General features: G+C 36.3%; 13 protein-coding genes, 1 tRNA gene and 2 pseudogenes. 8 read left to right on the top strand and 8 right to left on the bottom strand.

Annotated features, from left to right (window positions below):
- Positions 1 to 29: 29 nt before the first annotated feature.
- The 3 genes from EXE30_RS04020 to EXE30_RS04010 form a co-directional block, all read right to left on the bottom strand.
- A complete protein-coding gene (locus EXE30_RS04020) occupies positions 30 to 638 on the bottom strand; it encodes a glutathione S-transferase N-terminal domain-containing protein (RefSeq protein ID WP_130161290.1) in 609 nt (202 codons plus the stop codon).
- 70 nt (positions 639 to 708) lie between these two features.
- A complete protein-coding gene (locus EXE30_RS04015; protein ID WP_130161289.1) occupies positions 709 to 1128 on the bottom strand; it encodes a DoxX family protein in 420 nt (139 codons plus the stop codon).
- Between the two features lie 12 nt (positions 1129 to 1140).
- Positions 1141 to 1713 carry an FMN-dependent NADH-azoreductase gene (locus tag EXE30_RS04010; protein ID WP_130161288.1) on the bottom strand — a complete coding sequence of 191 codons (573 nt, stop codon included), beginning with the start codon at positions 1711 to 1713 and terminating at the stop codon, positions 1141 to 1143.
- A gap of 161 nt (positions 1714 to 1874) precedes the next feature.
- On the opposite strand from EXE30_RS04010, the gene EXE30_RS04005 reads away from it, so the two are divergent.
- Together EXE30_RS04005 and EXE30_RS16050 are read left to right on the top strand one after the other, a co-directional pair.
- The gene (locus EXE30_RS04005; RefSeq protein WP_130161287.1) at positions 1875 to 2792 is read left to right on the top strand and encodes a LysR substrate-binding domain-containing protein; all 918 of its coding nucleotides are present in this window, start codon (positions 1875 to 1877) and stop codon (positions 2790 to 2792) included.
- A 35-nt stretch (positions 2793 to 2827) separates the two neighbouring features.
- Positions 2828 to 3016, top strand: a pseudogene (locus tag EXE30_RS16050) (hypothetical protein); the annotation flags it as partial.
- A 378-nt stretch (positions 3017 to 3394) separates the two neighbouring features.
- On the opposite strand, the gene EXE30_RS03995 reads toward EXE30_RS16050, so the two are convergent.
- From EXE30_RS03995 to EXE30_RS03985, 3 genes are all read right to left on the bottom strand, one after another.
- A tRNA-Ser gene (locus EXE30_RS03995) sits at positions 3395 to 3484 on the bottom strand.
- A gap of 86 nt (positions 3485 to 3570) precedes the next feature.
- The gene (locus EXE30_RS03990) at positions 3571 to 5601 is read right to left on the bottom strand and encodes an NADPH-dependent 2,4-dienoyl-CoA reductase (protein WP_130161286.1); all 2031 of its coding nucleotides are present in this window, start codon (positions 5599 to 5601) and stop codon (positions 3571 to 3573) included.
- Positions 5602 to 5926: 325 nt separating this feature from the next.
- Entirely contained in the window at positions 5927 to 6844 is a 918-nt protein-coding gene (locus tag EXE30_RS03985; protein WP_130161285.1) for a DMT family transporter, read from the bottom strand.
- Between the two features lie 262 nt (positions 6845 to 7106).
- Between EXE30_RS03985 and EXE30_RS03980 the strand changes: the two genes are divergently transcribed.
- From EXE30_RS03980 to EXE30_RS03965, 4 genes are all read left to right on the top strand, one after another.
- A complete protein-coding gene (locus tag EXE30_RS03980; protein ID WP_130161284.1) occupies positions 7107 to 7958 on the top strand; it encodes a LysR family transcriptional regulator in 852 nt (283 codons plus the stop codon).
- Between the two features lie 28 nt (positions 7959 to 7986).
- Positions 7987 to 8376 (top strand): hypothetical protein, encoded by a 390-nt coding sequence (locus tag EXE30_RS03975; RefSeq protein WP_004671850.1) that lies wholly within the window; start codon positions 7987 to 7989, stop codon positions 8374 to 8376.
- Between the two features lie 246 nt (positions 8377 to 8622).
- Complete coding sequence (gene argG, locus EXE30_RS03970; RefSeq protein ID WP_004671851.1) at positions 8623 to 9972, top strand: argininosuccinate synthase; 1350 nt, start codon at positions 8623 to 8625, stop codon at positions 9970 to 9972.
- A gap of 195 nt (positions 9973 to 10167) precedes the next feature.
- The gene (locus EXE30_RS03965) at positions 10168 to 10851 is read left to right on the top strand and encodes a pirin family protein (RefSeq protein ID WP_004671854.1); all 684 of its coding nucleotides are present in this window, start codon (positions 10168 to 10170) and stop codon (positions 10849 to 10851) included.
- Between the two features lie 536 nt (positions 10852 to 11387).
- Here EXE30_RS03965 and EXE30_RS03960 read toward each other — a convergent pair.
- Both EXE30_RS03960 and EXE30_RS03955 read right to left on the bottom strand, forming a co-directional pair.
- Positions 11388 to 12185 (bottom strand): annotated as a pseudogene (locus EXE30_RS03960) (BRO-N domain-containing protein).
- Between the two features lie 66 nt (positions 12186 to 12251).
- On the bottom strand, positions 12252 to 12410 hold the full coding sequence (locus tag EXE30_RS03955; RefSeq protein WP_081406410.1) for an Arc family DNA-binding protein: 159 nt from the start codon (positions 12408 to 12410) through the stop codon (positions 12252 to 12254).
- A gap of 100 nt (positions 12411 to 12510) precedes the next feature.
- Here EXE30_RS03955 and EXE30_RS03950 point away from each other — a divergent pair, with 100 nt between their 5' ends.
- Positions 12511 to 12795 (top strand): Arc family DNA-binding protein, encoded by a 285-nt coding sequence (locus EXE30_RS03950; protein ID WP_130161283.1) that lies wholly within the window; start codon positions 12511 to 12513, stop codon positions 12793 to 12795.
- A gap of 76 nt (positions 12796 to 12871) precedes the next feature.
- Complete coding sequence (locus EXE30_RS03945; protein ID WP_130161282.1) at positions 12872 to 13759, top strand: hypothetical protein; 888 nt, start codon at positions 12872 to 12874, stop codon at positions 13757 to 13759.
- The last annotated feature ends 17 nt before the right edge of the window (positions 13760 to 13776 follow it).

Raw genomic sequence — 13776 nt, 5'->3', positions numbered from 1 at the left:
TATGTTCTTCTTATAACAAAAAAGATATATCACAAAAAACTTGAATCAAATTTTAAAACTTCTTGAATTGAACTTCTTTTTTCCAAATTATATTTTAAAATAAGAATTTTTGGCCATTTCTCTAAGTCTATAGAAAAATAGTCACACCAATGCAACATTACAAAGAAATAAAGATCTGCGATTGAGATTTCACCACTATTTAAATACTGATTTGAGTGAAGCTTACTTTCAAGAAAATCAAAACTTCTTGCAAGTTTTTGTTTAGATACCTCAATCCAAGAATCAATCTTTTCATTGTAGAAAAAAGCAGAAAAGTTCTTATGAATATCCATACTAATAAATGATAAAAGACTCATCATTTCATAACGTTCAAAAGAACCAACTTTGGGAATTAGATTTTTCTCTGGAACCAAGTCAGCTAAATAAGTCAGTATCGTTGTAACTTCAGTGAGAACTTTACCATTGTCAAGCCCAAGTGCAGGAACTGCCCCTTTAGGGTTAATCTTTAAATAATCTAGTCCAGATCCAGTGATTTTTGTTGATAATCCTACAAACTCTGTATCAAATATTTGCCCAGTTTCTTTTAAAGCAATATGAATCGCCATTGAACAAGCATGAGGATAAAAAAATAATTTCATAAATGGTTACCAAAATTTAAATAGAAAAAATAAAGGTAAAAATACAAAACTGCATTTCTACCTTTTGAAATTATTTAAGTTTTTCATCTACACTAAAGCTACCTGCTCCAAAGATAACAAGTGCCAAAAGACCTCCCGCCATTGAAATGTTTTTCATAAACATAATTTGGCTATTCATATCAGAACCACTGTGGAATAACACTGCTGCTACTAACGAGAAACCAAACAATAGGAATGCGGCAAGTCGGGTTTGGAAACCAATCAATACAAGGAGGCCTCCTCCAAATTCCACCATAATAGCTAATGGTAATAATGCGGATGAAACTCCCATAGACTCCATATACCCGGCATTACTCGAGTATTGAAATATCTTTCCTAATCCAGATAAGATAAAAATTACAGATATCATTACCCGCATTAGAAGTGATGCAAATGGAAATATCTTTGGATGTTGAATAACTTTTTCAATTGCATTATTAATTTTAGTCATGATCATTCTCCCTCAGTTTTGAGCAGGAATAGCAAACATTTCTGGAATACTATTAATTGTTTGGCTAATTGATTGAGAACGAGTTGGAAAAGCCATTCCTTCTGCACGGACTATAAATACATCTTGGACACCTAAGAAATTAAAAATATCTTTTAGATAGGATTCTTGATGATCCATTGGGAATTGGTCACCATAAGCACTACCGCGAGCACTTACAATAATAACTTTCTTACCTGAAACTAAACCTTGTGGTCCATTTTCTGTATATCTGAAAGTCCGACCTGCAATTAAAATTCGGTCAATCCATGCTTTCAATGTGGTAGGGATACTCAAGTTATACATCGGTGCACCTAGTACAAAAACATCTGTTTCTTCAAATTGTTGAAGAATACGTTCATCAACCTGAGCTTCAGCACTCAAGCTATCTAAATGTTTGACAAAATGTGGAATTGGATCTGTATGCAAATCTCGATACGTCACGTCTAAAGGACCATGTTTTTTTAACTCTTGAACAATTGCATGACCAATCTCTCTGGTGGCAGAGTATTCACCGAGTGCACTTGAATCTAAATGTAATAATTTCATTTCATACCTATATCGGTTTTTAAGTCGTGAAATGAGTTTATTCGTTTTAGATTTGCAACTTAAGATCTATAATTGGGAACATATGTTGCAAATAATGCAACCAAAAATAATATAGTTCGAAGTAAAATAAATTATTAGTTCATTAAGATTAAAAAACATCTATGAAAGATTTGAATGACTTATATATTTTTGCCCTGATTGTTGAACATGGTGGTCTAAGCAAAGTAGAACAAAAAACAGGTATATCTAAATCCAAATTAAGCCGCAGACTTTCAAATTTAGAGAAAAATTTAAATGTAAAATTATTACAACGAGACTCAAGACAAATTAAGCTTACTGCAATCGGAGAACAGATTTATCAATATGTGCAATCAATGCTTTTGGAGGCACAAACTGTCTATGATTTAATTGATCAGTTGCGTGGCGAGCCCATTGGATCGATTACTGTCAGTCTGCCAATAGATGTTGCAGAAAGAATTATGCCTCTCATTCTGCCTGAATTTATGGATAGATACCCTAAAGTAGAAATCAAATTTATTGTGACTAACAAGAGAGTCGATATACTTAAAGAGTCAGTTGATATAGGTATACGTATTCGACAGAATTTAGATAGTGATCAGAATTTGGTTATGAGACATCTTGGTTATACACAGTCAGTGTTAGTTGCTAGTCCCCACTATCTTAAGCAACATGGCATACCTACTCATCCCACCGAGTTAACCAAATACAAGCTTTTAAGTAATATAGAAAACGAAAATCAGACATGGTTATTCAACAATCAAACTCTTAACGAAAACTTAAGTTTACCTATTAAACCATTTGTTAAAGCTGCAAGTTTAACCTTGCTTAATTGTTTAGCTACGGATGGAAAAGGTATTGCTTTACTGCCTTTGTTAAAATGTAAAAGTCTAATATTAGAAAAGAAACTTATAGTCGTTTTACCGGAATGGGAACTTCCTACTGGAAATTTTCATTTAATCTTTCCATCCCGAAGCGGTGCTTTACCAGCATCAAAGGTTTTTCTTGATTTTTTGATAGAAAAAATTCCTCCTCTATTAAAAGAAATGCAGGATATTTAATTAATCCTAATCCACCTTAAGCTTACGTGATGTGTGCTAAGGCACTAAATATTAGTGATATGACCGTTTTTGTGGTGGGATTAATCTGTCCATTCAGTACTAGGGCATTACTGGCTATGATTGGCTGGAAAACTATGAATATAGCTCTTATTCCTTGGTTAATTATAATCATAGGAGCGCTATTTTGGCTTCATTATAAAAACTTAATGACAATCAAGACTTGAGTATTTCTAGCAAATATCCATCTGATACTTCAATTTCGAAGCCTGAGCCAACGGCTATCACCTTTATAAAATAGCCCACACATGATCCAATCCCTCCTGATACAACCCTGCTGCTTTCAAGGGTGACCAAAATAAAAAGGAGCAAAATGACTATTAACTAACAGCAAAAAAACAGGATCAAGAATCAACTACTCAGGACCTAAATGGCAGTTTGCTCAGTTAGAGTTCAACTTAAACGCAATTTATCCATTATCTAAAGCCATCTCAACTATTATTATTTTGACTGTTCCAATCCAGAATTTTATGTGGGGTAGGTTGAGGGGTAAAAGCACAAGTAAAAAATAAGCCCTTGTAAAAACAAGGGCTTATTTCGATATTTGGCGGAAGCGGTGAGATTCGAACTCACGGAGGACTCACACCCTCGTCGGTTTTCAAGACCGGTGCATTAAACCGCTCTGCCACGCTTCCATGTGCGTAAGAATACAAAGCTTGTTTAGTTTATTCAAGGAATATTTAACTGCAATGTATTCAAATGCATATTGTTTCATCAATTATTAAAGTCGAGCAGCCAACTCTGCACCATCACGAATCGCACGCTTCGCATCAAGTTCGGCAGCTAACTTAGCACCACCAATAATATGATAGTTAGCAAAAGTATTTTCGCCGTCTTTAGGCATTAAATCTTTTACCGACTCTTGCCCAGCACAAACCACAATCGTATCGACACGCAATAACTGATCATGCCCATTGTGCTCAACCCATAAGCCTTCATCCGTTACCGCTTTATATTGCACACCACGAAGCATACGCACGGCATGCTTTTTCAATTGTGCGCGATGTACCCAACCTGAAGTTTTACCTAAACCAATACCAAGTGGTGTAGTCTTACGTTGTAATAAAAAGATTTGGCGTACAGGCATCTCAACTTGTGGACGCTGCATGCCCCCTTCAGAAATATAATTCGGGTTCGGATCAACGCCCCATTCCCGCTGCCAATCTGCAAGCGGTTGTGGCTGAGGTTGATGTTCAGGTTTTAATAAAAACTCCGATACATCAAAACCAATTCCACCAGCACCAATCACAGCAACTTTATGACCAACTTTGGCGCCTCTTAAAACTTCGGCATACGATAGAACTTGTGGAGCGGTACTGCCTTGGATTTTCAAGGCACGAGGAACAACACCTGTCGCTACAATAACTTCATCAAAACCTTCACCCTCAAGCTGTTCACGACTGACTTGAGTATTCAAACGTAAATCAACGCCTGTTTGTTTGAGCTGTACTTTAAAATAACGAATGGTTTCGTGAAATTCTTCCTTACCCGGAACAACTTTGGCCAAATTAAACTGACCGCCGACATCGTTATTTGCTTCAAACAAAGTTACTGCATGCCCACGACTGGCTGCTACAGTAGCCGCTGACATCCCCGCAACACCACCACCCACAACCGCAATACGTTTTGGTTTTTGCGTTTTGACATAAACCAATTCTGTTTCAAAAGCTGCTTGGGGGTTAACTAAACAAGTCGCACGTTGATTTTTAAAGGTATGATCTAAACACGCTTGGTTACATGCAATACAGGTATTAATTTCATCAACACGATTGGTTGCGGTTTTATTGACCCAATACGGATCAGCCAAGAATGGACGCGCCATTTGCACCATATCGGCCTTACCAGAAGCAATAATATCCTCTGCAACATCAGGCATATTGATACGATTTGATGCAATCACGGGGATAGAAACGTGCTGTTTAACAAATGCGGTATAGTCCACAAATGCGGCACGAGGAACAGAAGTCACGATAGTCGGAATACGTGCTTCATGCCAACCAATACCCGTATTTAATAAAGTAACACCAGCCTTCTCTAATGCTTTAGCAACAAGAATAACTTCTTCCATGGTGTTGCCATCATGTACTAAATCCAACAAAGATAGACGGAAAGCAATAATGAATTTTTCACCAACTTTTGCGCGAATTGATTTAACAATTTCCACCGCAAAACGCATACGATTTTCAATATCGCCTCCCCAACGATCGGTACGCTGGTTGACATGACGACTGAGAAACTGATTCAGCAAATAGCCTTCTGAACCCATAATTTCAACACCATCATAGCCCGCTTTTTTGGCTAGACGAGCACAACGTGCATAGTCATCAATCGTATCTAAAATATTTTTATTACTCATTTCACGCGGTTTAAATGGTGAAATGGGTGATTTCACTGAGCTTGAAGACACCACAAATGGTTGATAGCCATAACGACCCGAATGCAAAATTTGCATTAAAATTTTAGCACCATGCTTATGTACTGCATGCGTGACCAGACGGTGATGGGGAATATCGACTAAGCTATTCATGGTACCACCAGCAGGCAACAACCAACCTTGGCGGTTTGGAGAAATCCCCCCGGTGATAATCAAACCAACACCACCCTTTGCTCTTTCTTCAAAATAAGCAGCAAGTTTAGGATAGTTAAAAAAACGATCTTCTAAACCTGTGTGCATAGAGCCCATTACCACACGGTTTTTAATCGTGGTAAAGCCTAAATGTAATGGTTTTAAGATATTTGCATAGCTAGTCATGGTATTCCTTCTCTATTTTTTGGCTTTGCAACTTGTTGCATAGTACTTTAATACTTTTTGGGTGCTTTGGGATGACTATTTCTCATATTTTCAGTGTAGAAAGTGTCAATTAAAGGCTAGTATTTCAAAGTTTTTCATTTAAATAGCACAAAATAATAATGACTTACAATTTATGCCGTACTTATCGGATCAATTGCATCGATAAAAATAAAAATCAGCCATGTGCACATGACTGATTTACGATTCGACCTCTTTTATCATTTTTATAACTCCCTTATGCTCCTCCTACTAAGGAGAGACACAAGGGATTTGGTAAAGAAAATAGCTAGCGGTTTTGGTTGCTTGAATAGATGACACGATTTCTAGGTACTTTCATTCTCAAAGCACTGATAAAAATTCCTAAGCAAATAAACGCCGCGCCAATTAAAATATTGACTGTTAATGGTTCATGCCAAACTAAATAGCCAAATAACAAACTTAAGATTGGAACACACATAATTGAAATTGAAGCAATAAAAGTATCGACCTGACTCACAATCCAATTCCATAACACAAAGGCAATACCTGTCCCAATCACAGCGATATAAAACAGCATCGACTCATTTAAAGGATTCAACCAAACTTTAAAATCAATCGGTTCAAAGATTAAAGCCCCCACTAAAATGGCACTCCCCCCCATCAATAATTGCCAAATTGTGAGTTTTATTTTGTCATAAGTAGCAAAATTCTTTTTGATATAGACCGTTGCCATGGCCCAAAAAAAGCCAGAGAACACCAAAACGACTTGCCCCATCAAGGATACATTCATGTGTAGATGATGGAGTTGTGGCCAAAGTATCGCAATCAACCCTAAACTGCCAGAAAACAAGCCCAATACTTTCTGGGCATTTAAACGTTCATTTAAAAAATAATGCGCTAAAACCCCAATGAAAATTGGCATGGTAAACACCAAAACGGCGGATAGACCTGAATCAACAAATTGCATCGCAAAAGTCTGTGTCGCGTAAAAACCAAAACAAATAAGCAAACTTGAAATGATCAATGGCTTCCATTCACCATGTTGAGGCAGAATAGATTTCCTCAAAATTAGTTGCAGCACCATCAGCGTCAATGCAGCTAAAATCAATCGTGTAGAAATAAATAAGAAGGGTGGAAAAACCAGTAAGCTATGTTTGACCAGTCCCCACAACGATCCCCAAACCAGACACAGTAACGCGATTGCACTGATGACTCTAATATTCACGAGTTCTACTCAACAGATAGAAAGTGTGACCAGTTTAAATAATAAATGACATCACGAATAATGCTATGTTTTAATGTGTTCATCATTTTTTATGATGCCAATTTGAAAAATGATTATGTCCATTTTTTGGAAATAGAGTTCTTTCATAAGCATTCAACCCTTCTGTGTATTTCTTCCATCTGGAGAATGAGCAACGATTGAAGTTCCGCAAGGGATTTATGCAAGCGCTCTAATGAATGAATTGTAATATTGAGGATAGAGCGTGAATATTGACATTAACGATATCAGATCATTTGTCACCGTTGCTGAACTGAAAAGCATTACGGCAGCGGCAAATAAGCTTAATTATTTACAATCCAATATGACCGCTAAAATTAAAAAAATTGAAAATCATTATAAACGGCAGCTGTTTATTCGTAAGCCCAAAGGTGTGGAGTTGACTGAGTCTGGAATGAATTTATATGCTCAATATAAAAAAATGATTTTTACTTGGGAAGAAACCGAAAACAAACTGTATCAACAAGAAAACTACTTACGTTTCGGCACCAATACCAGCTTAGGCGGCATGCGTTTTTATCCCTCTTTTAGTCAGCTCTATTCAGCTTACCCTGACCTTTCAATCACCATGAAAACAGGTGCAACGGGTTTTATCGAAGATGAAATTTTACGAGGAAATCTTGATATTGCTTATGTACTCGGTCACCCCACACAAAAAAGCCTTCAATACATTCAGAAAGCCGATGATCAACTGGTGATCATTGGTAAAAATGTCATCAATCACGATAATCTAGAGGATTGTCTCAATCATCAGAATATTCTGCTTGCTTCAGAGGAATGTTGTTATGCCACCACACTGAATAATATTTATGCAGACTATCAACTCAGCAAAGGTGAGTTAACTCATATTTATGACCATGAAGCTTTAGTTCATTTTAGCCAATTGGGTATGGGCGTCTCGATGATTGCCAAATCTCTAATTAAAAAATTTAATATCCAATATTATATGGAAACACCTGAACCCTATCGGAATATTGGTTTATATTTGATCGCTCGTCATGATCATGTATTTACCCCGATTGAAAAACAATTGATCGGCTTAAATGATTCACTTTAAGTTAGGTTGATCATTTCGAGAAATCAATATGCATATTAAACCTAAACTTTTATTCCACGGTTCATCTCAACATCTTGAACGACTGCAACCCACTCAAGCAGTGGGCGATGGACTAAAAGATAATGCTTTTGGTATATATGCAATCGAAAATAAATTGATCGCTCAGTTATTCTCAATTCAATATATCAGCCTAGCTAAAGACGCTAGATTCGCGATTAAGCTTGAGAATGATCAAGTGTTCGTGGAACTAGATCGGTGTACTGTCAATTGGGAGCGTGTGGGTTATGTCTATACTCTACCGTCTGATCACTTTGTTAAAATTGATGATCTGCAATGGCTATCGACAAAAAGTGTGGTACCACTGAAGATTGAACAAATTAATCCTTTCGATTTTAAAAAATACATACGCCAGTTATAAAAACGAAAATATCTGTCCTCACATCCAATGGATATCGCATTTTTTAGCGTTCTGATTTGCTTGGCGTGGGTTACTTGAAAATTGCGATTAAGATTAAAGCAATGTAACCTCTAAAAAGGTTTAAATTTTCCTTAAGATCAACTCGATTTTACAAAACCATGACGCACGAAAAGTGTTACAATAGTTCCGATTTTTGATTATCCAAGACCACCTGTTCGGGGTCTTATTATAACGTTAGGACAAGCAATGACTGATAATGCAACTATCTTGCAGCACGTACCTGTAGGCAAAAAAGTTGGGATTGCCTTCTCTGGTGGTCTCGATACTTCAGCGGCTTTATTGTGGATGAAACAGAAAGGCTCAGAGCCTTATGCTTATACCGCAAACTTAGGTCAACCTGATGAAGATGACTATGATGCGATTCCAAAAAAAGCAGAAGCTTATGGTGCAGTCAAAGCTCGATTAATCGATTGTCGTTTACAACTTGCCTTAGAAGGTATTGCTGCGATTCAATGTGGTGCATTCCACATTAGCACTGGCGGTGTTCCTTATTTCAATACCACGCCGTTAGGCCGTGCAGTGACAGGTACGATGCTTGTAACTGCAATGAAAGAAGATGACGTCAACATTTGGGGTGATGGCTCTACTTATAAAGGCAACGATATTGAACGTTTCTATCGTTATGGTTTGTTGACCAACCCAGATTTAAAAATTTATAAGCCTTGGTTAGACCAAAACTTTATTGATGAGTTAGGCGGCCGTGCCGAAATGTCGCAATTCTTAATCGACAACGGCTTTGACTATAAAATGTCGAAAGAAAAAGCTTACTCAACTGATTCAAACATGTTGGGCGCGACGCACGAAGCTAAAGATTTAGAATATCTTGATGCTGGTATTAAAATCGTTGATCCAATCATGGGCGTTGCATTCTGGAAAGATGATGTCGAAGTTCTGCCAGAACAAGTGAGCGTAACTTTTGAAGCGGGTACTCCTGTTGCTTTGAATGGTAAACGTATTGATGATCCTGTTGAGCTTATTTTAGAAGCCAACCGTATCGGTGGTCGTCATGGTCTAGGTATGTCTGACCAAATTGAAAACCGTATCATCGAAGCAAAATCTCGTGGCATCTATGAAGCACCGGGCATGGCGTTATTACACATCGCTTACGAGCGTTTAGTGACGGGCATTCATAACGAAGATACCATCGAACAATACCGTATTAATGGTTTACGTTTGGGCCGTTTGTTGTACCAAGGTCGTTGGTTTGACTCACAAGCACTGATGTTACGTGAAACAGCTCAACGTTGGGTTGCAAAAGTAATTACAGGTACTGTGACTTTAGAATTGCGTCGTGGTAATGACTACACGATTATGAACACTGAATCTCCTAACCTCACTTATGAAGCTGAGCGTTTAACCATGGAGAAAGGTGATTCTATGTTTACGCCGATGGATCGTATTGGTCAGTTAACGATGCGTAACCTAGATATTACCGATACTCGCGCTAAACTCGGTCTTTATACAGAAACAGGTTTACTTGCTGTGGCTCAAGGTTCAGGTTCTGCGATTCCTCAACTTGAGAATAAATCAAAATAAGTGATTGATAAATAATTTTATCTTACTTGAAAAGGCTGAATAATTCATTCAGCCTTTTTTATTCACCAGAAGAAAGATACATAAAACAAAAACATTCTATTTATAGAACAATATGTCGCATTAAAACACTATTAAGCATCATTATGAATCGATAATATGATGTTTAAGCAAAACATAATAATTTGGAGATGAAAGATGAATGCTTATCTACATCGTAGTGAAAACCGTGGCCATGTCAAAGCAGGCTGGTTAGATACTTATCATAGTTTTTCATTTGGTAGCTGGTATGACCCTAAATATATGGGTGTTAGTGCTCTACGTGTGATTAATGATGATACGGTTGCCGCACATAATGGTTTTGGTACCCACCCCCATGACAATATGGAAATCCTAACCTGTGTACTCGATGGTACGATTTCACATAAAGACAGCATGGGAAATGAAGGACAAATCAATGCTGGTGAATGGCAATTAATGAGTGCGGGTACGGGTGTGACCCATAGTGAAATGAATAAGCATGATAAAGCCGTGCATTTATTACAAATTTGGATTCAACCGAATGTGCAAGATGCTGAGCCAACTTATCAGCAAATTTTGCTCAATCCTAAAGATCATCCAAACCAATGGCATTTAATTGCTGGCGATGAATCTGCACCCATGTTGATTCGTCAAGATGCTGAAGTGAAAACTGCGGTGATTGAAAAAGATCAACATTTAGAGATTGCAGCACAGAAGAAAGTAAATTATGTGCATGTGATTTCGGGTGAAGTAATGATTGCTGATCATTTGGTTAAAGCGGGCGATGCTTTGCTGTTTGATGAAACTGCAACTGTTACCGCACTGCAAGACAGCCAAATGATTTGGTTTGATTTACCGTAACCTACTGTTCTAAGTTGTAGACATTAAAAAAGCCCGATTTACGGGCTTTTCTACAACCTTGAACATTTTTAAAAACGATCAGAATCGTTTCGTTCGTTGTTAGCTGTTATATACGGGTTTGTCATATCTTTGTTCATTTAGGCAAGATCGCTCTTGAATCCCAAATAGTATATGACTTCCGTATTGTTTAAATTATCACCATTTTCTATTCGGGTCAAGGGATTTGGAATATCACTAACATTCTAAAAAGCTAAGCAATAAAAAGATTGATAAGATTTGACTTATCAGTCTTTTTTAAATCTTGGTAGGTATATCCAGACTCGAACTGGAGACCTCTACGATGTCAAGATTGAGTCAAAAGCGATCTAATCAATTGAATATTAATAAAATAATGCTCTTTTTTTACCTAAAATTCAGGTCAAAAACTGCTTACCTAACTTCAATAAAATCAGTCATTTAGAAATTCATTCCCCGAAAGTTTTTGAGCGTTTTTTAATCAAACACGAAAGTTTTCACTATAAAATTCGGGGATAAAATTACAGTAATCTTAACCTTTCATTTATGGTTAAATTCCATTGATGAGCATCCAACTTTCTGCGTAATGCTGCTTTCTCAGATTCATCTACATAACCCCAAGCGACGAATGAACCATCTATGAAATAGTCGTGTACAGATGAAGCAATATTCGGGTTAATTTTACGAATAGCATCACCGTACTCTTTCCACCACTGGCGACACCAAATCATGCAGTGAGCTAAAGCAATCGTATTCATATCTGCCGTTCTGTGTTCTCGATGGCTAAATAGTGCAATCAGATGATGGACGTATTCAACCGCTACAGGGATCTGGTCAAGTGAGATCTCATCTATGCCTTCCACACTAAAGCGTTGGTGTATGAGTTTGTAGGCATCGGAAAAGTTAAGATGTTTTGATTTTGCCACAAGCATATTCACAGCATCGTTTAAAACCACACGTTCAGTTTTATGGTTCTTGGTTTTAGGCTGTACTTCCCTATCCAAAATGTCTAAAACCCATTTTCGGAATTCTTTAGCAACTGGTGTACGGGCAAACATAGCAATAAGATGCGCACCACGTAATGAAAATATGCGTGTTTCTTTTTCAGAATTACCATTACCAAACCCCTTGGTGGCTAAATTGACCACCAAGCACATACCAGCACTAAATTCATCAGCATAACGATTATATATTTTGGTAACGGATCAGATATCTACATACCCTAAAGCATTCGCTAATTCGGAAGATGTGAGCCATATTTGATCATCGTTTTGTTGTACTGGATGAAATTCGATTGAGTTAAATGTTAGACTACTCATGTCTATTCTCCGTTCAGGAATTAGATAGAAGCCCCTAGTCCGCCAAGATTCAGGGGCTTCATTGTTTCAGTTCGATTGAGTAAGTAATTTGATACGAACTTCTTCTAGTGATTTAACAATAAAATTATTTAAAGAACGACCATCTTTTTTAGCCTGATTAGCTAGAAAAAATTTTAAATCTGAAGGCAATCGCAAATTATATTGCGGACTCTTATGTTTACCCATTACAGCCCCTCATAATACCCACTAGACACTATTTAATATGTATACATGTCCACATGTGGACAATACATCAACTTTATATCTTTTACTTCAAAGGCATAACATGAGCAGTGGTCATTTAAATGCACAATATAATTTAAGACTTCCTGATGACTTGAAGCAAAAAATTGCTCATTCTTCAAAGGAATTAAATCGTTCAATGAATGCTGATATTGTTGCGCGATTGGAAGAAAGTTTTGAGCAAAAAAGTTTTAACAAGTTAGATGAAGTTCCGCTAGAGGAACTTTTAGCTGTAGTTATGAAAAAATTGGGGAGAAATTCTTTGAGCCTCACTCGTGAAGAAATCGCGCGCGCAAAAGAATTTTCAAAAAAAAGAGAGAAAACCTAAGTTTAGTTAGTTTTTAAATTAAAACCAATTTGACTTAACATTTATAAATATTTAATACTTTTCTTATGGGTGAAAAATGTCCAGCGGTATAAATTCAGCAATTGAACTTATTTTAAACATTATTGAAAGAAATAAAAAATTCGTTTTAATATTTTCAATTTTCTTAATATTATTCTCCTACTTCGGTTATCAATTATATCATCCACCAATTGATAAAACTAAAACTTTTGAACTATTTTTTGAAGAAAATATTTTTACATATATAGGTATCCCTATAATATATTTACTCTCAATAGAATTATATTCTGTATTTAAAAATACAAAAAACCTAAGTGATATTGATACTTCTAGAGAAACAACCCAAAATTCATTCGATAATGATAATAAGTCTAGAAAAAATGAAGAAGAAAGATTAACTACTTTAGCCTCACTAAACAGTTTTAAGTCATATTTTTTAAAAATTATAAATATATTAGAAGAAAAAAGCATTGATTCTGACAAAAAAGCATCGATATTACTTGATAATGGAAAACTATATTTTATTACAGGGATTACTTACTTTATTGTTGCAATTATATTTTGGCAAATATATATAAGCTATATTGGTGAATTTAAGACGAATCATATCTATGGAATTGTCTCCACATCTTTAGTTTTTATCTTTATCCAGTTTATAAGTGCGTGGTATCTACGACAATACAAAAGTTTCTCAGACACATCAACGTACCTCACAAAAATTAAATCAATTTTTGATAAATATATGCTTATCTATCTTGTCTCAGTTGAGAAAGGTGATAAAGATTTTTCAATTTTATTAGAGCAATTAAGTTCTGAAATAAAATGGCCTGAGACTTATCTACTAAAAAATGCAGATATAAGTTTTGCTAAGGATGCTTTAGAGACAATGACGACAATGGCTCAGGCATTTAAAAAAGAAGCAAAAAATACTTCTTCTAACAACTAATTCATCTAAAAGAGAAT

Origin of the sequence: Acinetobacter halotolerans, assembly GCF_004208515.1 — a bacterium.
GTDB classification, from domain to species: domain Bacteria; phylum Pseudomonadota; class Gammaproteobacteria; order Pseudomonadales; family Moraxellaceae; genus Acinetobacter; species Acinetobacter halotolerans.
This window is presented reverse-complemented; position numbering and strand designations above follow the sequence as displayed.

Excerpts from the sequence above, each read along its gene's own strand:
- EXE30_RS03975 (WP_004671850.1), top strand. The coding sequence starts at position 7,987 with ATGCATATTAAACCTAAACTTTTATTCCACGGTTCATCTCAACATCTT.
- EXE30_RS04005 (WP_130161287.1), top strand. The coding sequence starts at position 1,875 with ATGAAAGATTTGAATGACTTATATATTTTTGCCCTGATTGTTGAACAT.
- EXE30_RS04020 (WP_130161290.1), bottom strand. The coding sequence starts at position 638 with ATGAAATTATTTTTTTATCCTCATGCTTGTTCAATGGCGATTCATATT.
- EXE30_RS03950 (WP_130161283.1), top strand. The coding sequence starts at position 12,511 with ATGAGCAGTGGTCATTTAAATGCACAATATAATTTAAGACTTCCTGAT.
- EXE30_RS03955 (WP_081406410.1), bottom strand. The coding sequence starts at position 12,410 with ATGGGTAAACATAAGAGTCCGCAATATAATTTGCGATTGCCTTCAGAT.
- EXE30_RS04010 (WP_130161288.1), bottom strand. The coding sequence starts at position 1,713 with ATGAAATTATTACATTTAGATTCAAGTGCACTCGGTGAATACTCTGCC.
- argG (WP_004671851.1), top strand. The coding sequence starts at position 8,623 with ATGACTGATAATGCAACTATCTTGCAGCACGTACCTGTAGGCAAAAAA.
- EXE30_RS03965 (WP_004671854.1), top strand. The coding sequence starts at position 10,168 with ATGAATGCTTATCTACATCGTAGTGAAAACCGTGGCCATGTCAAAGCA.
- EXE30_RS03945 (WP_130161282.1), top strand. The coding sequence starts at position 12,872 with ATGTCCAGCGGTATAAATTCAGCAATTGAACTTATTTTAAACATTATT.
- EXE30_RS03990 (WP_130161286.1), bottom strand. The coding sequence starts at position 5,601 with ATGACTAGCTATGCAAATATCTTAAAACCATTACATTTAGGCTTTACC.
- EXE30_RS04015 (WP_130161289.1), bottom strand. The coding sequence starts at position 1,128 with ATGACTAAAATTAATAATGCAATTGAAAAAGTTATTCAACATCCAAAG.